The organism is Noviherbaspirillum suwonense, from assembly GCF_900182955.1.
GTDB lineage: Bacteria > Pseudomonadota > Gammaproteobacteria > Burkholderiales > Burkholderiaceae_D > Noviherbaspirillum_A > Noviherbaspirillum_A suwonense.
On sequence record NZ_FXUL01000019.1, the window covers coordinates 82,945 to 102,702 of the forward strand.

Genomic DNA, 19,758 nt, shown 5'->3' on the forward strand with positions numbered 1-19,758 from the left:
CGGACGGCCTTTCCACGCCGGGACTGCGCAGTTTGCCGCGCAATGCCGCGCGGCAAACCCGGGGCTCAGGCGACCCCGGCCACCCCGGCGCCATGCGCCTGCTGGTCGGCATGGTAGGAGCTGCGCACCATCGCGCCGACCGCCGCATGCACGAAACCCATCTTGTAGGCTTCTTCCTCGAACATCTTGAACGTGTCCGGGTGCACGTAGCGGCGCACCGGCAGATGGTCGCCGGAAGGCATCAGGTACTGGCCGATGGTCAGCATGTCGACATCGTGCGCGCGCAGGTCGCGCATGACCTGCAGGATTTCCTCGTCGGTCTCGCCCAGGCCGACCATGATGCCGGACTTGGTCGGCGTCTGCGGATGCAGTTCCTTGAAGCGCTTCAGCAGGCTCAGCGAATACTGGTAGTCGGAGCCGGGACGGGCTTCCTTGTACAGCCGCGGCGCGGTTTCCAGGTTGTGGTTCATCACGTCGGGCGGCGCGGCTTTCAGGATCTCCAGCGCCCGGTCCATGCGGCCGCGGAAGTCAGGCGTCAGGATCTCGATGCGGGTGTTGGGCGACAGCGCCCGCACGCGCTCGATGCAGGCGACGAAATGGCCGGCGCCGCCGTCGCGCAGGTCGTCGCGGTCGACCGAGGTGATCACCACGTAGCTGAGCTTGAGCGCGGCGATGGTCTTCGCGAGGTTTTCCGGCTCGTTCGGGTCCAGCGGGTCGGGACGGCCGTGGCCGACGTCGCAGAACGGGCAGCGCCGGGTGCACTTGTCGCCCATGATCATGAAGGTCGCGGTGCCCTTGCCGAAGCATTCGCCGATATTCGGGCAGGACGCTTCCTCGCACACTGTCACCAGGTTGTTGGCGCGCAGGATGTCCTTGATCTCGTAGAAGCGGGTGGTCGGCGAACCGGCCTTGACGCGGATCCAGTCCGGCTTGGGGAGGCGTTCAGCGGGAATGATCTTGATCGGGATGCGCGCGGTTTTGCCGGCGCCTTTCTGCTTGTCGTTCGGATTGTAGGTCGAAGAAGCAAGTTCGATCGGGTTGGATGCCATGGTGTGCGGAGCGCCGGGCGGCGCCACTATCCTTTCAGTCGGTCAATTAATTGGCGGGCCAGCGCCTGCTGCACCTCGGCCAGCGGCGCGTCCACGCCCAGGGTCTTCATGTCCACCGTCGCCAGGCCGGCGTAACCGCAGGGGTTGATCCAGCCGAAGGGCGCGAGATCCATGGAAACATTGAGGGAAACGCCGTGGTAGGTGCAGCCGTTGCCGCGTATCTTCAGGCCCAGCGCGGCAATTTTCGCGCCTTGCCAGCGGCCGTCGGCGATGTAGATGCCGGGCGCGCCGGCATGGCGCTCGCCGGCCAGATTATACGCCGCAAGCGTTTCGATCACCGCCTGCTCGATTGCGTGCACGAACTCGCGCGCATAGAGGCGGGCGTCCCGCCGGCGGCGTTTCAGGTCCATCAGCAGGTAGATCACGGCCTGTCCCGGCCCGTGGAAGGTCACTTCGCCGCCGCGGTCGGTCTGCACCACCGGGATGCCATGCGCGTCGAGCACATGGGACGGATCGGCGCCCAGGCCCAGCGTGTAGACCGGCGGATGTTCGACGATCCACAGCTGGTCGGCGGATGCCGCATCGCGCGCGCCGGTGTAGTCGCGCATCGCGGCCAGGCTGGCTTCATAAGCCTCCCGGCCGCGATCCAGGACCGCCGGCGCACCCGGCGCGTGGTCCATTGCCCGGTCCATCGCCTGGTCCATTGCGCCTACAGCACCACCTTCACCATCGGATGCGAACTCAGCGCCCGGTAAAGGTTGTCGAGCTGCTCACGGCTGGTGGCGCGCACGGTCGCGGTCAGCGACAGGTAATTGCCCTTGGACGACGGCCGCGTTTCCAGCCGGCCCGTATGGAATTCCGGATCGTGCTGCGTCACCACGTCGACGATCACCGCGGTGAAGGTTTCGTGCATTGGCCCCATGATCTTGATCGGAAAATCGCTCGGATACGTGATCAGGCTTTCCTCGACGGGAATGTCCCCGAGGTTGACGATATTGCCGGTTCTGTTCAGCTTGTCCATCGTGCGCTCCTTGTAGTGCTGCTTGTGATTCAGGCAGCCTTTGCCGCCTGGTAAGCCTCGTACAACTTGCTGTAGATGGGGCCGGGAGCGCCATTTCCAACCGGCTGGCCGTCGATGCGGGTGACCGGCAGCACTTCCTTGGTGGCCGAGGACAGCATCACCTCGTCGGCGGCGAACACCTCGTCGCGGCCGATGCGGCGGACCTCGAAAGGGATGCGGTTGGCCGCGCACAATTCCCGTATCAGGCCGTAGCGTATGCCTTCCAGGATCAGGTTGTCCTTCGGCGGGCCGTACAGCACGCCGTTTTTCACGACCCAGACATTGGACGACGAGCCCTCGGTCAGCATGCCGTCGCGGAACTGGATGGACTCGGTGGCCTCGTGCTCCACCGCGTATTGCGCGGCCAGCACATTGCCGAGCAGGGACACCGACTTGATCTCGCAATGCAGCCAGCGCTTGTCTTCCATCGTCACGCAGGACACGCCGGCGGCCCGCACTGCGTTCGAAGGCAGCACCAGCGGGTTGGTCATGATGAAGACGGTCGGCACCACGGTTGCCGGAAAGGCATGGGCGCGCTTTGCCACGCCGCGGGTCACCTGCAGGTACACCATCTGGTCGTCGTCCGGATAGGCGGCGACCACCTTGTCGATCAGCGCCATCCAGCCGGCCAGGTCATGCGGATTTGGAATGCCGATCTTGTCCAGGCTGCGAAACAGCCGCGCCATATGGTGTTCGGCGCGGAACATTTTGCGCTGGTAGATGGGAATGACTTCGTACACGCCGTCGCCAAAGATGAAGCCGCGGTCGAGCACCGGGATCCGGGCTTCGGAAAGCGGTGTCATTTCGCCATTGAGGTAGACCAGGGAGTCATTCATGTTTTTTTCCGGAAAGAGGTGAGAACGGTATTTTTGCACGTGCGGAATGAAAGGCCGATGCCGATTCTGCATGAAGCGCAGCGGCGATCGACTGGAAGGCATCCGGGTGTTTCGGGGCACGTCGCGCGGGGAGGGCGACCCCGGGGCGGCATCTGTCGCCGTCGCCAGCGTCCGGACCGGCCATGTTCGCGGCGGAGCGCTGCGGGAATCAGGCAGGCGAGGCGTAAGGCACAGCCTGCCGGAAACCGGGCCCGCGCCGATCGGCGACCTTATGCGGGCGTGTCGGCTTTCCGTGCGATCCGGGACGGGCGGATGCTTCCACGCCTGTCCCGACCAATCGCCATTACTTCATCCAGAGCCGGATCGAATCCCAGGCACGGCCGAAGATGCTGGCCTCGTTCACCTGTTCCAGCGCCAGCAGCGGCGCTTCGGTGATGGTCTTGCCGTCGGCGACCATCTTCAGCGTGCCGACCCGGCTGTTCTGCGCAATCGGCGCCACCAGCGGGTCCTTGCGCTCCACGACCGGCTTCATCTTGTCGGCGGTGCCTTTCGGGACCGTGACGAAGATGTCCTGGTTGAAGCCCAGCTTGACTTCCTTCTGCGCGCCTTTCCAGACTTCCGGCGTGGCCACTGCCTGGCCCTTCGCATACAGCTTGACCGTGTCGAAATTGAGGAAGCCCCAGTTCAGCAGCTTCTGGCTTTCCTGCGCGCGGATGGAGTCGGAACGGGCGCCCAGCACCACCGACACCAGCCGGCGCTCGCCGCTGGTGCCGTTGGGACGGTGCGACGATGCGATCAGGCAGTAGCCGGCGGCCTGGGTATGGCCGGTCTTCATGCCGTCCACGGTCGGGTCCAGCCACAGCAGCCGGTTGCGGTTGGGCTGGGTGATCTTGTTATAGGTGAAGCTCTTGGTCGAGTAGATCTTGTACATGTCCGGGAAGTCGCGGATCAGGCGCGCGGCCAGGATGGACAGGTCGTTCGCGGTCGAATAATTGTCCGGGCTGGGCATGCCGGCGGCATTCGCGAAGCGGGTGGACTTCAGGCCCATGCGCTCTGCCTCGCGGTTCATCAGCACGGCGAACGCGTCCTCGGTGCCGGACACGGCCTCGGCCAGCGCAACCGCGGCGTCATTGCCGGACTGGACGATCAGGCCGTACAGCAGGTCATTGATCGACACCGGGGTGGCCGGCTCGATGAACATCTTGGAACTGTCGCCGGACACCTTCCAGGCGCGCACCGACACATTGACCATCTGGTCGAGCTTCAGCTTCTTTTCCTGGACGGCCTGGAACACCAGGTAGGCGGTCATGATCTTGGTCAGCGACGCCGGCTCGATGCGCAAGTCCGGCTCCTGCGACGCCAGCACCTGGCCGCTGGTGGCGTCCAGCAGCAGGAAGGAGCGGGCGGCGACGGTGGGCGCCGGCATGGTCTGCGCAATGGCGGCCGACAGGGACAACAGGGAAGCGGCAATGGCCGCAATGAACTTTTTCATGGAATGGACGAAATGAAGGCGCGAGGCGCGCTTGCGGTTGGAAGCAGTTGAAATAACAGGGACGCATTATAGCCTTGCAGCGCGGCGTGGAAACGCCGCGGTCGACCGCAGCCCTCGCTAGCGGTGCCACATCTCGGTAACCAGGTTCTTGATGTGCTGAAGCTTGCGGTGGAAGAAATGGTCGGCGCCCGGAATGACGATCACCGGCACGTCCTGCGGCCGCACCCAGTCCAGCACCGCGGCCAGCGTAATCGTGTCGTCCTGTTCGCCATGGATCAGGATGGAATTGGCCGGGATCGCCGGCATCGCCCATTTTCCCGCGGCGGAGCCGACCAGCACCAGGCGTTCGGCCGGCTCGCCGCCGGCCTGCAGCCGCTGCTGCAGCTGCGCCTGGACGAAGGTGCCGAAGGAGAAGCCCGCCAGCGCCACCGGCACGCCCGGGTACAGGCTGCGCATATGGGCCAGCAGCAGCGCCGTGTCGTCGGTCTCGCCGGCGCCTTGGTCATGCGTGCCGGCCGATGCGCCGACGCCGCGGAAATTCATCCGCGCGCTGGCATAGCCCAGCCCGACGAAAGCGCGGGCCAGGGTCTGGGTGACCTTGTTGTCCATCGTGCCGCCATACAGCGGATGCGGATGCGCAATCAGCGCGATGCCGCGCGGCGCGGCGAACTGGGCGGCGTCGGGCAGGTCGAGCGCGCATTCGAGGGCGCCGGCAGCGCCGGTCAGGGAAAACCGCTGGGTATGTGCATTCATGGCCGCGCCTCAGATCTTCAGGCGTTCGACCACCTTGCCGCCGACCAGGTCGGAATCGATGATTTCATCGATGTCGCTGTTGTCGACGAAGGTGTACCAGGTGCCTTGCGGGTAGACCACCAGCACCGGGCCTTCCTCGCAGCGGTCGAGGCAGCCGGCCTTGTTGATGCGGATCTTGCCCTGGCCGTTCAGGCCCAGCTTCTTGATGCGTTTTTTCGCGTGCTCCTGCGCGGACTGGGCGCCGCGGTCGGCGCAGCAGGGACGGCCGTCCTCGCGGGCGTTAAGGCAGAAAAAGACATGCTTCTCGTAATACGGTGTGTCGGCTTGATCGCTCATGGAGGTTCGATTCGGATGGCTGCTTGGCGGAACGGCGATGATACACCGCGTGGAATGGGGCTGCAGGGCGCTCGGCAGGGACGCCAGTGGCTCGGGGATGGCAACGGGGACAGTGACAATAGGGCCCGCGATCCATCGGCATGATCCCCGAGGCTTGCGTCCGGGCCGCCGGGCGGCGCAATGCCGCCGCCGGACCGCTGTGGCAGAATCGTCATTGCCAGTTGCCGGCGCGATAACAGAAACAAACGCAACAATAGAAGTTTCGAGCGCCAGCCTGGCCTGGCCGCGATGCGGCCTGATAAAAACAGCTGCATCGCCAGCCTTCCACGCCATTCATCTCCGAGACAAGGTGAACCCCATGCATTCCACTGACGCCTTCATTGCCGCCCGCGACTTCCTGCAGCGGCACCGCACCGACTACGACACCGCCTACCGCGACTTCCGGCCGCCGGTGCTGGACCGCTTCAACTGGGCGCTGGACTATTTCGACGTCCAGGCGCAGGGGAATGACGCGCCGGCCCTGTGGGTCGTCGAGGAAGACGGCTCGGAGCAGAAGATCTCGTGGGCCGACATGGCGATGCGCTCCGGCCGCATGGCCAATTACCTGCGCTCGCTGGGAGTGGCGCGCGGCGACCGGGTGCTGCTGATGCTGCCGAACCGGGTCGAGCTGTGGGAGCTGATGCTGGCCTGCATCAAGCTCGGCGCGGTGATGGTGCCGACCACCATGCTGGTGTCCGGCAGCGACCTGGCCGACCGGCTGCAGCGCGGCGCGATACGGCATGTCATTGCGCAGTCGTCGGAAGCCGCCAAGTTCGTGGGCATGGCGGGCAATTACACCCGGATCGCGGTCGGCGCGGCGGTCGACGGCTGGCATGACCTGGCCGACGCCGCCGGCGCGCCGGCCGTGTTCACGCCCGACGGCGACACCATGGCGACCGACCCGCTGCTGCTGTACTTCACCTCGGGCACCACGTCGCAGCCCAAGCTGGTGCTGCACAGCCACCAGAGTTATCCGGTCGGCCACCTGTCGACGATGTACTGGATCGGCCTGCAGCCGGGCGGCGTGCACTGGAACATCAGTTCGCCCGGCTGGGCCAAGCATGCGTGGAGCTGCTTCTTCGCGCCCTGGAATGCCGGGGCCGCGGTGTTCGTCTACAACTACGCGCGCTTCAATGCGAAGCAGGTGCTGGACGTCATCTGCCGCTGCGGCGTGAGCTCGCTGTGCGCGCCGCCGACGGTCTGGCGCATGCTGATCCAGGAAGACCTGGCGGCGTTCAGGGTGCCGCTGCGCGAACTGGTCGGCGCCGGCGAGCCGCTCAACCCGGAAGTGATTGCGCAGGTCGAGCAGGCCTGGGGCCTGACCATACGCGACGGCTTCGGCCAGTCGGAAACCACCGCCCAGGTCGGCAACCCGCCGGGCCAGCCGGTCAAGCCCGGCTCGATGGGCCGGCCGCTGCCGGGCTACCGGATCGCGCTGCTCGACATCGACGGCCAGCCCGCCGCCGAGGGCGAGATCTGCATCGACCTGGCCGAGCCGCCGCAGGGCCTGATGCTGGGCTACGAGGGCGACGGCGCCAGGACCGCCGATGCGATGCGCGACGGCTATTACCACACCGGCGACATCGCGCTGCGGGACGCCGACGGCTATTACTTCTACGTCGGCCGCAATGACGATGTGTTCAAGGCGTCGGACTACCGCATCAGCCCCTTCGAGCTGGAAAGCGTGATGATCGAGCACGAGGCGGTGCTGGAAGCGGCGGTCGTGCCCAGTCCCGACCCGCTGCGGCTGTCGGTGCCCAAGGCCTACATCGCGCTGCGCGACGGCTTTGCGCCGGACCGGGGCACGGCCGCCGCGATCTTCCGTTATTCGCGCGACCAGCTCGCGCCGTACAAGCGCATCCGCATCATCGAGTTCACCGAGCTGCCGAAGACCATCTCGGGCAAGATCCGGCGCGTGGACCTGCGGCGGCAGGAGGAAGCCCGGGCGGCGGGCCGGCCGCTGGAATTCCGGGAGGAGGACTGCGAATAGGCCGTCAAGCCATAACCGCGTATATACTGTGCATACGTCTTGGCAGGGAGGCACTATGGCGTCGGGCAATGGCAGGTCCAACAGCCGCGTTTTCAAGAGCGGCAATTCGCAGGCGGTGCGCATCCCGCGCGAACTCGCCTACGACGACGTCGGGCAGGAAGTCGAAATCGAGCGCAAGGGCGACACGCTGCTGATCCGCCCGGTGTACCGGAAGAAGCTGGCGGGCATCGCGGACGTGTTCGCGATGTTCAGCCCGGACTTCATGGCCGACGGTCGCGACCTGCATGAGCAGGAGGAACGCGACTGGAGCGGCAAGCGATGAAGTACATGCTGGATACCAACACCTGCATCTACCTGATTCTCAACCGTCCTCCCGAAGTACTGAAAAGGCTGGAACAGCAGTTCGAAGGCGACGTGGTGATGTCGGCGATCACCTATGCGGAGCTGCGCGCGGGCGTGGAAATGACGTCCGCCGACCGCGCCCGCGATGACGCCGCCCTGCGCGCCCTGGTCGCGCGCATCCCGGTGCAGCCCTTCGACGAAGCCGGCGCCGAGGCCTACGCGATCGCCCGCAAGGCGCTGCCCGGGCGCCGGCGCGACGCGATGGACCGGCTGATCGCCGCGCATGCGGCCAGCCTGGACCTCGTGCTGGTGACGAATAACGAAGCGGATTTCAAGGATTATCCGGGCATCGCGATTGAAAACTGGGTCGCCGTCCCGTAGGCGCGTGCGCCTCGCCGGTCACGCGCGGCGGCGCTGCCGCAGCGTCAGCGCTCTCCCGGCTTTGCCCTGTGCACCGGGTGATACAGGAACCACAGCGTGATGAAGGGCCAGGTCAGCGACAGGAACTGCGCGGCGCCGTTGAAGTTCAGGAAGCGGCCCTGCACCCAGGTCTGCAGCGTCGACAGGAAATACGGATTGGCCGGCGCGACATTGACCGCGACCAGGCTGACGATCAGCATCAGCGCGGCGGCGCGGCGCTGCGCGACCGGCGGCGCCATCGCCAGGCCGGCCAGCATGATGAGGCCGATCAGCAGGCCGCCCTCGGCGCCCGGCGTGACCCAGGCAAACGCATTGTCCGGCGAGAACAGCAGCGCGCTGGCCAGCGTCTTCGCCGCCAGCGCGGCGGCCACCAGCGCCAGCGCCAGCGCCATGCGCGGCGCGCGCCGCCGGCACAGGCACAGCAGCGTCAGCACCGCGCCGGTAAAGCCGCAGGCGGTGATGATGGTCTCGGACAGCCAGTACTGTTCCGCGCTCAGCTCGGCTTCGCGCCTGATCAGCGCGCCCAGGTCGATCTGGACGGACCAGAGTTCGGACAGCCAGTCCGACGCGATCGGCAGCAGCTGGCCGTGGCCGAACAGGTAGGCCTGCGGATATACCTGCGCCAGCGGCCACAGCGCGAGCACGATCAGGCCGCGGCTGGCCTCGTGCAGGAACCAGCGGCCGCGCAGCGCCAGCAGGCGGCTCTGCTCCAGAAAGGCCGGCGTCAGCAGCGCGCCGATTACCGCGCCCAGCGCGACGCCGGCCGCGTTGGTCAGCAGGTCGAGGTTGGACGGCACCCGGCTGGGCAGGAAGTTCTGGCCGGCTTCCATCGCCGTCGAGACCAGCGCGCCGATCACGGACGCCAGCAGCACCGCCCAGACGCCGCGCAGCCGCGGGTACAGCGAAAACACCAGCAGCACGCCGAAGGGCGCGTAGCCGACGATATTGGTCAGCAGGTCGAACTTGGTCCAATAGTAGGGCAGCGGCGCAAACAGGAAAGCCGTCAGCGGCAGGCCGTTGCTGCGCCAGCCCGAAAACGGGTACCAGCTGGCATAGACGATCAGGAAGGCATAGAACACCAGCCCGCCGCGCGCGAACACCGACTTCGACGCGGCCGCCGCGGGCAGGGGCTGGCTGGCGGGCTCGCCGTTCATGGAGCCCGCAGGTCGAGGCCGGACAGCCATTTCAGCATGTCGGCGATCACCGCGTCGCTCGCCGCGGCAATCGCGTCGACGCCGCCGGCGGCATCGGCGCTGGGCGCGGGCATGCGCTGCACGAAGCTTTTCTGGCCCAGTAGCCGCCGCCCGTTCAGCACCGACAGCCGCATCGCGACCAGGCCCGCGCTGCGCTCCCGGCTTTCGAACACCTGGCTGATCTCGTCGACATCGAGATGCAGCACCGGGATGCCGCTCGCGCCGTCCGAGGCCGACAGCAGCGTGCCGCCCGCCTGGCCCATCTGCGACTTGAGCCGCTGCGCGAACAGCTGCGCCGGCGGCATGCTCCAGCGGCTGTTCGCATAGGGCCTTGGCTGCCGCGCGCTGTCGTAGGCCAGCCGGTAGAAGATGGCCGGCGAGTCCAGCCACTCCGGCGCGTTGATCTCGGCCAGCGCCATCGGCGGCAGCGCCGGCATGGCGGCGGCGGGGGCAGCCAGCCCGAGGTCGAACAGCTCGGGCTGCGGCTTCTTGATGCTGGCGCAGCCGGGCAGCAATGCGCAGCACAGCAGCAGGGCCGCCGCCCGCCTTGTTGGAAATGTCATCGGTACGATCCTCTTCATTGCAGTCTGACGCCTGTCACCCGGTTATTCGGCCATGCGTTCATTCGGTCATTCATTCATTCGGCGCCGCGAACCCGGTTTCGCCGGGTCCGGGCCGCGCGCCGGGGCCGCCGAACAGGATGCTCTGCGGCCGCTCGCTCAGGCCGTTGAGCGTGCGGTTGAGCACCCGCAGCGAGCCGCGCACGTCGGACGTGAGCGGCAGCACTTCCAGCGTGAAGCGGTCCGCCAGCGCGCTGACGTCGTCGGCGGCTGCGCCGACCCGGGCGATCGCGCCTTCCTGGCCCTGCAGCCCGGTCGCCAGCGTGTCGGCATTGCGGGCCAGCCGCGTCAGCGCGGCCAGCGAGCGCTGCGCCTCGCCTGCCAGCGCCGGCACGGCGGCCAGCGCGGGCTCGAGCTGCCGCGGCAGTCCCTCGACCGCGACCGCGGCGCGGCTGACGTTGGCAAACGCGTTCAGGATGGTCTGCTGGTTTTCATCGTTGAGCAACGTGCCCAGCCGCTTGGTCAGCTCCTCGGTCTGCCCGAGGATGGCCAGGCCGCGGGTCTGCAGGCTGTCGAGCAGGCTGGGGCGCAGCTCGATGCGCGCGACGTCCTGCTTGCTGCTGGCGATGCGCACCGGGTCGCTGCCCTGGTCGTCGAGCTGGACATAGGCCAGCCCGGTCACGCCCTGGTAGCCCAGCGTGGCGAAGGTCGAGCGGGTGATCGGCGTGTCGGGCCGCACGCTGATGTCCACCAGTATCTGGCCCGCCGTCTGCGGGTCGAAGCCGATGCGGTCGACCCGGCCGACGTCCAGGCCGCGGTAGCGCACCGCGGCCTGCGGATTCAGGCCGGGCACCGACAGCCGCGTTGCGATCTGGTAGGGCACGCGCACCTCGCGGTCGCGGTTGAACCAGATTGCGGCCAGCACCGCCATCGCCAGCATGGCGATGGTGAAGATGCCGGCGATCATTGCATGCGCCTTATTTTCCATGGTCGTATTCCCGGTGTGTGTTTGCCGCGCGCGCCTTTTCGCGTTCATCGCGCATGCCCTGCAGCGCGCGCTGTCCGCGCTCGCCCAGGAAGTATTCGGTGATGAAGGGATGGTCGACCCGCACCACCTCTTCCGCCTCGCCATAGGCGATCAGGCGCTTGTCGGCCAGCACCGCGATGCGGGTCGCCAGCGCCAGCAGCGTGTCGAGGTCATGCGTGACCATGATCACGGTCAGATTCATTTCCCGGTGCAGCATCGCGATCAGCCGCACGAAGCTTTCCGACAGCGCCGGGTCGAGGCCGGCGGTCGGCTCGTCCAGGAACAGCAGCTCCGGCTCCAGCGCCAGCGCGCGCGCCAGCGCGACCCGCTTGACCATGCCGCCCGACAGGTCGGCCGGCATCCGCAGCGCCTGCTCGGGCGGGATGTCGACCATCTGCAGCTTCAGCAGCGCGGCGTCGCGCACCAGCGCTTCCGGCAGCACGCGCAGTTCGCGCATCGGCTGCGCGACGTTGTCGAACGCCGACAGCGCCGAGAACAGCGCGCCGTGCTGGAACAGCATGCCCCAGCGGTTGCGCATCTGCTGCAGCGTGGCGGGGTCGGCATGGTGGACGTCGATGCCGAAGACCTTCACCGTGCCGGCGCTGGGCCGCTCCAGTCCCAGCACCTGGCGCAGCAGCGTGGTCTTGCCCGACCCGGAGCCGCCGACCAGCGCGATGATCTCGCCGGCCCGCACGTCCATGCTCAGGTTGTCATGCACGACGACGTCGCCGAAGCGGGTGGACAGGCCCTCGATCCGGATGACCGGCTGCGCTTCTGCCATCAGTAGTAGCCCACGCCGTTGAAGACGATGGCGAACACCGCATCGGCCAGGATGACGACCGTGATGGCGGTCACCACCGAACTGGTCGTGCCCTGGCCCAGGCTCTCGGTGTTGGCCTTGATGCGCAGGCCGAAGTGGCAGGCCACCAGCGCGATCAGGCTGCCGAAGGCCACGCCCTTGCCCAGGCCGATCCAATAGTTCGCGATCGGCACCGCGTTCGGCAGCTTCTGCAGGAAATAGCTGGGCGACATGCCCAGCTGCAGCTGCGCCGCGCCCATGCCGCCCAACAGCGCCATCGCGTCGGTCCAGACCACCAGCAGCGGCATCACCAGCGCCAGCGCCAGCACCTTGGGCATGATCAGCCGGAAGCCGTGCGGCAGCCCCATCACCAGCATCGCATCGAGTTCCTCGGTCACCCGCATCACGCCCAGCTGCGCGGTGATGGCCGACCCTGAGCGGCCGGCCACGAGAATGGCGGCCAGCATCGGCCCCAGCTCGCGGATGATGCTCATGCCGAGGATGTTGACCAGGTAGATGTCGCCGCCGAAGGTGTGCAGCTGCTGCGCCGACAGGTAGGACAGCACCACGCCGATCAGGATGCCGACCAGCGCCGTGATGCCCAGCGCCTGGAAACCGATGTGATAGACATTGGCCGAGATTTCCTTCCACGGGCCGCGCAGCGGGTGGCGGGCGAAGCGCAGCAGGTCCAGCGCCAGCTGGCCGACCAGCCCGACCAGGCCGGCCACGTGGCTGGAGAACTGCAGCGCCGAGCGGCGCAGCGAGGTGATCGAGAACCACGGATGGGTGCGCACCGCGGGCAGGGCCAGCGGGCCGGCGCGCTCCAGCCGCAGGAAGAATTCTTCCTGGCCGGGCGTCAGCGCCAGCCGCGCCGGACGCTGGCGCCCCCAGGCGTTCCACAGCATCTGGGCGCCGATATGGTCCATCGCGGTGATGCCGGACAGGTCCCACTCCAGCGCGCCCGCGCCCGGCAGCCGGCGGAGCAGGGTCTGCACGTCGCGCAGCGCGGCCGGCTGCGCGAGCGCCTGCACCTGCCAGGCGCCGCTGGCGGTGACGGTGGATCGACGTTCCGGATCGAACTGCAGTGCTGGCCGGGAAGCGCGGGCAGCGGACAAGGGTTGCGGATCTGACATGGCATCAGTGTAAGGGACAACCGCCGGTTCGGGCAGTCCGGCCGCGACGGGGCCATGACGCGCAGCATGCTTACGTGGCCGCCGTCCTCCCGCTACAATGCGCAGCATGAATCAGCCGCCCCCGAATCGACAGCCTTCCCGGCAGCAGCTTGCACGCAGCGCGACCGGCCCCGCCCGCCAGGTGGCGATCGAGATCGTCGACGAGACCGGTTCGACCAACGCCGACCTGCTGGCGCGTGCGCCCGGCCTGGCCGGCCCGGTGCTGCTGGTGGCCCGCAGCCAGACGGCGGGCCGGGGCCGCGCCGGCCGTTCATGGCAGTCGGCTCCCGACGCCAGCCTGACCTTTTCCCTCGCGTGGAAATTCGACCGCGCGCTGCCGCAGCTGGTCGGCCTGCCGCTGGCGGCCGGCGTCGCCATCGCCGACGCGCTGCATGCCTGCGGCGTCGACGCCCGGCTGAAATGGCCGAACGACGTGCTGCTCGACGAGCGCAAGCTGGCCGGCATCCTGATCGAGACCGCCGCGGCCCGCGACGGCATCTGGGCCATCATCGGCATCGGCATCAACCTGGCGCTGCCGCCGGCGCTGGCCGAACGCATCGGCGCGACGGCCGCCGCGCTGCCGCAGCTGGCCGCAGCGCCGGACGACCTGCTGGCCGCGCTGCTCAACGCGCTGGCCCGGGCGCTGACCGAGTTCGGCGACGCCGGCCTCGCGCCTTTCACCCAGCGCTGGAATGCGCTGCATGCATGGGCCGGCCAGCAGGTAAGGGTGCTCGACCATGGCCAGGTGCGGCAGCAGGGCGCGGCCGTCGGCATCGACGACAGCGGCCGGCTGCTGATCGACAGCGCCGACGGCCGGGTCGCGGTGCTGTCCGGCGACGTCTCGCTGCGACGCACGGGAGCGCCGCCGTGCTGCTCCTGATCGACGCCGGCAATACCCGCGTCAAATGGGCGCTGCTCAATGCCGGCGCCTATGGCGCGGCAGGATTCGACCCGGCGCTGCTGGGCAGGTGGGACGACAGCGGCGCGGTCGGGCGCGACGCGCTGGGCCAGCTGGCGGACACCTGGCGCGGCCGCCAGGTGTCGCGGGTGCTGCTGTCGAACGTCGCCGGCGAAGGCATGCGCGGCCAGCTCGACCAGCTGCTGCTGCGCGCGTTCGGCGCGCGTCCGATCGCCACCGAGTGGTTCCGGCCGGCGCCTGAGCTGGCCGGCGTGCGCAACGGCTACCGCAATCCGCTGCAGCTCGGCGCCGACCGTTTCGCCTCGGCCATCGGCGCGCATGCGCTGTACCCGGGCGAGGCGCTGATCGTCGCCACCTGCGGCACCGCCACCACGGTCGACGCGATCACGCCCGACGGCCTGTTCCTGGGCGGGATGATCCTGCCCGGGCTCGGGCTGATGGCCAGCTCGCTGGCAAAGAACACCGCGCAGCTGCCGCAGGTCGGTTCCCGCATCGAGATCGTCACGCCGTTCGCGGACAACACCACCGACGCGATCATCAGCGGCTGCGTCGCCGCGCAGACCGGCGCGATCGGCCAGGCGCTGGCCGCCCATGCCGCCAGCCATGGCAAGGTGCGCTGCATCCTGTCGGGCGGCGCCGGGCGCATGCTGGCGCCGCATCTTCCCCATCCCAGCGTCGAGATCGACAACCTGGTGCTGGTGGGCCTGCAGACGGTCGTGATGAAGCAGCAGGCATCATGCTGAAGTTCGTGCTCGGCGCGCTGCTCGTGGCCAACCTGGCGCTGTTCGCGGCGCAGCGCGGCCAGCCGGGCGGCCATGAGCCGGCGCGGATGAACAACCAGCTCTACCCGGAGCGCATCCGCCTGCTGCCGGCGTCGGCGGCCGGCGGCGCGGCGCCCGCCGCAACGCCTGCGCCTGCGCCCGAATCCGCACCGGCGCCCGGTTCCGCCGCACCGCAGCCGGCAGCCGCCGACGCCGGCCCGCCCGCCGCGCAACTGGCCTGCGTCGAGCTGCTCAGCTTCACCCTGGCCGAGGCGGCGCGCTTCGAAACCCGCATCGACGCGCTGGGCCTGTCCAACCGGCTGTCGCGCCGCGAACTGCCGATGCCGTCGAGCTACATGGTGATGCTTCCGCCGCAGGGCAGCCGCGACGCGGCCGAGCAGAAGACCGCCGAACTGCGCGGCCTGGGCATCAACGACTCCTTCATCCTGCAGGACAATTCGCCGCGCCGGTTCGGCATTGCGCTGGGCACGTTCCGCAGCGAGGAAGCGGCGCAGGCGCACCTGGAAACCATGATCCGGCGCGGCGCCAGGACGGCGCGCATCGCCGAAGTCGGCACCGGCGCCGCGCGGGTGGCGATCCAGCTGCGGGCGCTGGATGCAACGGCCGAAGCGCAGGTCACGCGCGCCAGGGCCGAATTCCCGCGGCTCGAAGCGCGTCCCTGCACCTGACGACGGCGCACGGCCCGGACCCGCGCAACCATCCGCCGGCGCGCTAGCCCGGCGACGCCGCCAGCTGTGCGATGCGCTCTTTCAGGCATTCCGGGCACAGGCAGACGGTGTCGTCCGCGTCGTCCAGCGCGTCGGCCGGCAGCGGCGGCAGCGCGGCGCACCAGCACGGGTTCTCGGTCGCCTCGACCATGCCGCACTCGAAGAATTTCTGGCAACGACTGCAGGTGCTCATCGGTATGCTCCTGAAAACGGGTAAATAGTGCCCAAATGCCAAGAATACCTTGTCGCATTGGAAACCGGCTACCTGCGTTTTCATTCGAGGCCCATTCCCGGCCGCCGCGCGCCGTGAAACCGATGCGGCGATGCGCCGATGCGCCGCGCCTCAGGCCGGCCGCAGCGCCAGGCCAGGCGACTGCCAGCGCCGGCCCTTTTTGTCGATCGCCACCAGGTCCACGCCCGGCATGCCCGCCGCCAGCGCCAGCGAACGCCGTGCGCCCAGCACCATGCAGGCGGTCGACAGGCCGTCGGCCAGGATGCCGCTGGGGGCGGCCACGGTCACCGCCGCCAGTTCGGCCGGGGAATCGCCGGTGGCCGGATCGAAAATGTGATGCTTCGAAAAGTCCGGCGTGAATGCGGTCGCATAGTCGCCCGACGTGGCGACCGCGCGGCCGTCCATCGGCAGCAGGCCGGCATAGGCGGACGCCTGCCGCGGGTCGCGCACGCCCAGCATCCACGGCCGGCCGTTTTCGCCCGCGCCCAGCGCGCCGAACTCGCCGGCATCGATCAGCGCATGCCGTATGCCGCGCGCCTGCAGCGCGGCGCGCGCCAGGTCCACCGCGTAGCCCTGGGCGATGCCGTTGAGCGTGATCGCCATGCCCGGGTCCAGCGTGACGCCGGCGCCGTCCAGCCGCATCCGCCGCCAGCCGACCAGCGGCAGTGCGGGCGCGCGGCTCTGGCCCGTCCGTGCCCGTTCCCACAGCGGCTGCACGGTGATGTCGAACGCGCCGCCGGTCTGCGCGGCCAGCCGGTTCGCCTCGTCCAGGACCGCCAGCAGGTGCGCGCGGGGCCGGGCCAGGCGGCCGTCGCGGTTCAGCGTATGCACCTCGCTGCCGGGACGGTAGATGCTCATCAGCGCATCGACCCTGCGGGCTTCCGCCAGCGCGTCGGCCAGCGCCAGTTCGGCCTGGCGCGCATCGTCGTGCAGCACCTTGATGCTGACCACGGTCCCGAACGCGAGGTCGGCGCCCGCATGCAGCCGCAGCGGCCCGGCCGGTCCGCGCGCGAGGCTGCCGGCGGCGGGCCGCAGCAGCGACCAGCCGCCGGCAGCCATCGCGCCGGCGCCGATCGAGGCGCTAAGGAATGTGCGGCGCTGCATGGCTGCTCCTCATGAAGGTGTGGCGGCGTGGATGACGACCACGCGCGCCCGTTTTTTTTCCAGGATCAGCGGCGCGCACAGGTCGTCGCTCTGATGGATCACCACGCAATCCATGCACTGGAAACAGTCTTCGTAGCGTATGCCGCCGTCGGGCCGGATCGCCTCGTACTCGCAGCGATGGCGGCAGGTCTGGCACGGCTTGCCGCATTCGCGCCGCCGCGGCAGCCAGTCCAGCAGCCGGATGCGGCCCAGTATCGCCAGCCCGGCGCCGAACGGGCACAGGTAGCGGCAGAAGGACTTGTAGACCACCGCGCTGGCGGCCAGCAGCGCGCCGGCATACAGCACGAAGGGCCAGGAGCGCACGAAGTTGAGCGTGATCGCGGTCTTGAACGGCTCCGCCTCGACCAGCTTGTCGGCCAGCTCGGCCGACACGAACACGCTGCCCAGGATGCTTGCCAGCACCAGGTATTTCAGCAGCTTCAGCCGCGCATCCCAGTGCCGCCTGATCGTCAGCTGCGGCAGGCGCAGCCGCTGCGCGAGCTTGCCGATGAATTCCTGCAGCGCGCCGAACGGGCACAGCCAGCCGCAGAAGGTGCCGCGGCCCCAGACCAGCAGCGAGACGAACACGAACGCCCACAGCGACACGGTCATCGGGTCGTACAGGAAGAACTCCAGCCCGCGGCCATCGCGCAGCGCCTGCAGCGCGCCGGTCAGGTTGACGATGGACAGCTGCCCCTGCGCATACCAGCCGATGAACAGCAGCGTAAACAGCAGGTAGCCCTGGCGGAACCAGGCAAAGCGGCGCGGGTTTGCCACCAGCGCCCGCTGCCGCGCCAGCGCCACCGCCAGCACCGCCAGCCCGGCCGCCAGCAGCGCCAGTTCAGCCCAGCGCTGGCGCCATATCGCAACCCAGCCCTTGTCATTGGCGACCGGCGCGTCGTAGAAGCGCGCCGGCAGCCGCAGCGCGCTCGAAAACTCGCGGTTGATGCGCTCGGGATAAATGATGCCCTTGGCCCGCTTGACCACCAGCGCCAGGTCGAGCGGCTGCGCCAGGTCCAGGCCGGACTGGCCGATGATGCGGAACACCCGCAGCGACTTGCCGCGCAGCGCCGGCTCGGCGCTCTTCAGGTCGAGGTCGAGGTCGCGCATCTCGATCGCCAGGCCGTTCTGCTTCAGCAGCAGCCGGTCGGGCGCAGTGCCGGCCACGAAGTCGCCGCCCAGCACGCCGTAACGGCCGCCGTAGGCCACCAGCAGCGCATGGTCGCGCGGCTCCAGCCGGTCGGAGAGCCTGGTCCACGAGGCTGGCGTCAACAGGTTGCGGCCGATGCTGGGCACCGACGCCAGCGCCATGTAGAACTCGCTGGCCGGCTCGTCCGGCTTCGCCAGCGCTTCCGGGTCCAGTCCCTCGCCGGCGCTGCCGGCGAAGGCCGCTTCCACCTGGCGATTGCTCAGGATCACATGGCCGACCATGCCTTCCCTGCGCATGTCGTCGAAACCGATCCGCTCGAAGACATCGGGCCTGAGTCGCGCGATCTGGTCCGGGTCGGCCGCGCCGGCGAAGCCCAGCCTGGCGCGCGCCACTTTCAGCGCCGACGCCAGCACGCTCTGGTTCATGATGCGCACCGACGCGGTGGCCTTGGCGACGCCGTCGATATGCACCAGGCTGCCCTCGTTGCGCGGGCCGCCGCGCGGCGCGGTGTCGATCGCCACGCTCTGCGTCAGCGACAGGCCGCGGTACTGCTCGACGAAGCGGAACATCGGCGCTTCGCCCAGCCCTTCCAGGAACACCGGCTCATGGTGGGACAGCACCTGCACATCGAGGAAACTGCCCTTCGGGTCGATCGCCACCAGCAGGTTGACCGGCGTGCCGGAAAAGCCCGGCACCGGCGCGAAATCGACCGACTCGAATGCATAGCCGACCAGCTCGATGGCGGTCGCGTTCTGGCGCAGCAGCGGCCATATCGGCAGCGCCGCATCCTTCTCGCCCACCATCAGCGGCGAAGGAAAGCGCCTGGCCAGCGCTTCCTTCGTCATCACGCCGGCCAGCGCCGGCAGGGCGAGCGCCGCCAGCAGCAGCCACGCCAGCGCGGCCGCCAGCGCGCGCTGCCTACGGCGCCACCGGCTGCACGCCATGCTTGGCAAAGATGCGGGCCATTTCACCGGATGCGGTCAGTTCGGCCGCCGCCTTCTGCAGCGCCTCGGCCAGGTCGCGCGCATCCTTTCTGACCGCCATGCCCACCGCCCAGCCTTGCGCCGGCAGGCGCTGGAAATGCACCTGCTGCAGGTCGAAGCGGGCATCCGCGCCGACCACCGACTCGATCTCGGAACGGTGCGCGAGCACGCCTGCCAGCTTGCCGGCCTTCAGGTCCCGCAGCGCGTCGACCGCGGTCGGATAGATCCGCACATGGTCGCGGAACTTGCCGTCGCCTTCGCCCAGCAGCAGCACGGCCGCGATCGACACCTTCTCCACGCCGATGTCCTTGCCCAGCATCGAATCGAGGCCGTCGAAGCGCGGCACCGCTTCCTTGCTGCGGACCAGCCGCACGGTCTCGCGGTAATAGGGCGCGAAGATCTCGACCTTGTCCTGCTGGGCCATCAGCCGCCTGTCCACCGGCACGTGCATCATCAGGTCGGCCGGCCCGTATCCGAGGTAATGGCCTTTCCAGACCATGTTGCGCAGGTCGTCCCCCAGCTCCTCGCCGGCGGGGAATGGCAGCAGCGCGAGCTTCAGGCCGAGCTTGCCGGCCAGTGCTTCGGCAATGTCGACGTCGATGCCGCCGGCCTCCGACGAGAACGGCGCCATGTCCTTGTACACCGCGACCTTGAGCGAGCCGGATTGTTTTACTTTGGCCATGTCCGCGTGGGCGGACACCGGCATGGCCAGCGTCGCGGCTGCCAGCAGCAGCGCGGCGGCGGCATGCATCAGGGGAAAAAACATGGTGGTCT

Annotated in this window: 22 protein-coding genes; 6 read left to right on the forward strand and 16 right to left on the reverse strand. The window is 68.7% G+C overall.

Annotated elements, in window-relative coordinates; all coding sequences use genetic code 11:
- Positions 1-65: 65 nt before the first annotated feature.
- The 7 genes from lipA to QOL82_RS21020 all read right to left on the reverse strand — a co-directional run bounded on the left by lipA (position 66) and on the right by QOL82_RS21020 (position 5,526).
- Positions 66-1,049: a lipoyl synthase gene (gene lipA, locus QOL82_RS20990; protein ID WP_283444261.1), complete on the reverse strand. Its 984-nt coding sequence runs from the start codon at positions 1,047-1,049 to the stop codon at positions 66-68.
- Positions 1,050-1,075: 26 nt separating this feature from the next.
- Positions 1,076-1,753, reverse strand: a complete 678-nt coding sequence (gene lipB / locus QOL82_RS20995; protein WP_283444262.1) for a lipoyl(octanoyl) transferase LipB — start codon at positions 1,751-1,753, stop codon at positions 1,076-1,078.
- Between the two features lie 5 nt (positions 1,754-1,758).
- Positions 1,759-2,070: an HP0495 family protein gene (locus QOL82_RS21000; protein ID WP_283444263.1), complete on the reverse strand. Its 312-nt coding sequence runs from the start codon at positions 2,068-2,070 to the stop codon at positions 1,759-1,761.
- Positions 2,071-2,099: 29 nt separating this feature from the next.
- Positions 2,100-2,945, reverse strand: a complete 846-nt coding sequence (locus tag QOL82_RS21005; RefSeq protein ID WP_283444264.1) for a D-amino acid aminotransferase — start codon at positions 2,943-2,945, stop codon at positions 2,100-2,102.
- A 343-nt stretch (positions 2,946-3,288) separates the two neighbouring features.
- Complete coding sequence (locus tag QOL82_RS21010; RefSeq protein ID WP_283444265.1) at positions 3,289-4,437, reverse strand: D-alanyl-D-alanine carboxypeptidase family protein; 1,149 nt, start codon at positions 4,435-4,437, stop codon at positions 3,289-3,291.
- 117 nt (positions 4,438-4,554) lie between these two features.
- Entirely contained in the window at positions 4,555-5,190 is a 636-nt protein-coding gene (locus tag QOL82_RS21015) for an alpha/beta hydrolase (protein WP_283444266.1), read from the reverse strand.
- Positions 5,191-5,199: 9 nt separating this feature from the next.
- Positions 5,200-5,526, reverse strand: coding sequence for a (2Fe-2S) ferredoxin domain-containing protein (locus tag QOL82_RS21020; protein WP_283444267.1), 327 nt, complete (start codon positions 5,524-5,526; stop codon positions 5,200-5,202).
- Between the two features lie 358 nt (positions 5,527-5,884).
- Here QOL82_RS21020 and QOL82_RS21025 point away from each other — a divergent pair, with 358 nt between their 5' ends.
- From QOL82_RS21025 to QOL82_RS21035, 3 genes are read left to right on the forward strand one after another with little or no spacing between them, the layout of a single operon-like run.
- Entirely contained in the window at positions 5,885-7,555 is a 1,671-nt protein-coding gene (locus QOL82_RS21025; RefSeq protein ID WP_283444268.1) for an AMP-binding protein, read from the forward strand.
- Between the two features lie 55 nt (positions 7,556-7,610).
- A complete protein-coding gene (locus QOL82_RS21030; RefSeq protein WP_283444269.1) occupies positions 7,611-7,877 on the forward strand; it encodes an antitoxin in 267 nt (88 codons plus the stop codon).
- On the forward strand, positions 7,874-8,278 hold the full coding sequence (locus QOL82_RS21035; RefSeq protein ID WP_283444270.1) for a type II toxin-antitoxin system VapC family toxin: 405 nt from the start codon (positions 7,874-7,876) through the stop codon (positions 8,276-8,278). The genes QOL82_RS21030 and QOL82_RS21035 overlap by 4 nt, the downstream gene beginning before the upstream one ends.
- Before the next feature lie 44 nt (positions 8,279-8,322).
- Here the strand turns inward: QOL82_RS21035 and QOL82_RS21040 are convergent, their stop codons facing one another.
- From QOL82_RS21040 to QOL82_RS21060, 5 genes are all read right to left on the reverse strand, one after another.
- Positions 8,323-9,471: a VanZ family protein gene (locus tag QOL82_RS21040; protein WP_283444271.1), complete on the reverse strand. Its 1,149-nt coding sequence runs from the start codon at positions 9,469-9,471 to the stop codon at positions 8,323-8,325.
- Complete coding sequence (locus QOL82_RS21045; protein ID WP_283444272.1) at positions 9,468-10,073, reverse strand: ABC-type transport auxiliary lipoprotein family protein; 606 nt, start codon at positions 10,071-10,073, stop codon at positions 9,468-9,470. The genes QOL82_RS21040 and QOL82_RS21045 overlap by 4 nt, the downstream gene beginning before the upstream one ends.
- 70 nt (positions 10,074-10,143) lie before the next feature.
- Positions 10,144-11,058, reverse strand: a complete 915-nt coding sequence (locus tag QOL82_RS21050) for an MlaD family protein (RefSeq protein WP_283444273.1) — start codon at positions 11,056-11,058, stop codon at positions 10,144-10,146.
- Positions 11,048-11,878: an ABC transporter ATP-binding protein gene (locus QOL82_RS21055; protein ID WP_283444274.1), complete on the reverse strand. Its 831-nt coding sequence runs from the start codon at positions 11,876-11,878 to the stop codon at positions 11,048-11,050. The genes QOL82_RS21050 and QOL82_RS21055 overlap by 11 nt, the downstream gene beginning before the upstream one ends.
- Positions 11,878-13,029 (reverse strand): MlaE family ABC transporter permease, encoded by a 1,152-nt coding sequence (locus QOL82_RS21060; RefSeq protein ID WP_283444275.1) that lies wholly within the window; start codon positions 13,027-13,029, stop codon positions 11,878-11,880. Before QOL82_RS21060 ends, QOL82_RS21055 begins: the two co-directional genes overlap by 1 nt.
- 106 nt (positions 13,030-13,135) lie before the next feature.
- Between QOL82_RS21060 and QOL82_RS21065 the strand changes: the two genes are divergently transcribed.
- Genes QOL82_RS21065 through QOL82_RS21075 form a run of 3 tightly spaced genes read left to right on the forward strand, consistent with a single transcriptional unit; the run spans position 13,136 to position 15,437 of the window.
- Positions 13,136-13,948, forward strand: coding sequence for a biotin--[acetyl-CoA-carboxylase] ligase (locus tag QOL82_RS21065; RefSeq protein WP_283444276.1), 813 nt, complete (start codon positions 13,136-13,138; stop codon positions 13,946-13,948).
- The gene (locus QOL82_RS21070) at positions 13,936-14,730 is read left to right on the forward strand and encodes a type III pantothenate kinase (RefSeq protein WP_283444277.1); all 795 of its coding nucleotides are present in this window, start codon (positions 13,936-13,938) and stop codon (positions 14,728-14,730) included. The genes QOL82_RS21065 and QOL82_RS21070 overlap by 13 nt, the downstream gene beginning before the upstream one ends.
- Complete coding sequence (locus tag QOL82_RS21075; protein ID WP_283444278.1) at positions 14,724-15,437, forward strand: SPOR domain-containing protein; 714 nt, start codon at positions 14,724-14,726, stop codon at positions 15,435-15,437. The genes QOL82_RS21070 and QOL82_RS21075 overlap by 7 nt, the downstream gene beginning before the upstream one ends.
- 43 nt (positions 15,438-15,480) lie before the next feature.
- Here the strand turns inward: QOL82_RS21075 and QOL82_RS21080 are convergent, their stop codons facing one another.
- From QOL82_RS21080 to QOL82_RS21095, 4 genes are all read right to left on the reverse strand, one after another.
- Positions 15,481-15,669 carry a cysteine-rich CWC family protein gene (locus QOL82_RS21080; RefSeq protein ID WP_283444279.1) on the reverse strand — a complete coding sequence of 63 codons (189 nt, stop codon included), beginning with the start codon at positions 15,667-15,669 and terminating at the stop codon, positions 15,481-15,483.
- A 150-nt stretch (positions 15,670-15,819) separates the two neighbouring features.
- Entirely contained in the window at positions 15,820-16,812 is a 993-nt protein-coding gene (locus QOL82_RS21085) for an FAD:protein FMN transferase (RefSeq protein WP_283444280.1), read from the reverse strand.
- 9 nt (positions 16,813-16,821) lie between these two features.
- The gene (locus tag QOL82_RS21090) at positions 16,822-18,945 is read right to left on the reverse strand and encodes a 4Fe-4S binding protein (protein ID WP_283444281.1); all 2,124 of its coding nucleotides are present in this window, start codon (positions 18,943-18,945) and stop codon (positions 16,822-16,824) included.
- The gene (locus tag QOL82_RS21095; RefSeq protein ID WP_283444282.1) at positions 18,920-19,750 is read right to left on the reverse strand and encodes a substrate-binding periplasmic protein; all 831 of its coding nucleotides are present in this window, start codon (positions 19,748-19,750) and stop codon (positions 18,920-18,922) included. Before QOL82_RS21095 ends, QOL82_RS21090 begins: the two co-directional genes overlap by 26 nt.
- Positions 19,751-19,758: the final 8 nt, after the last annotated feature.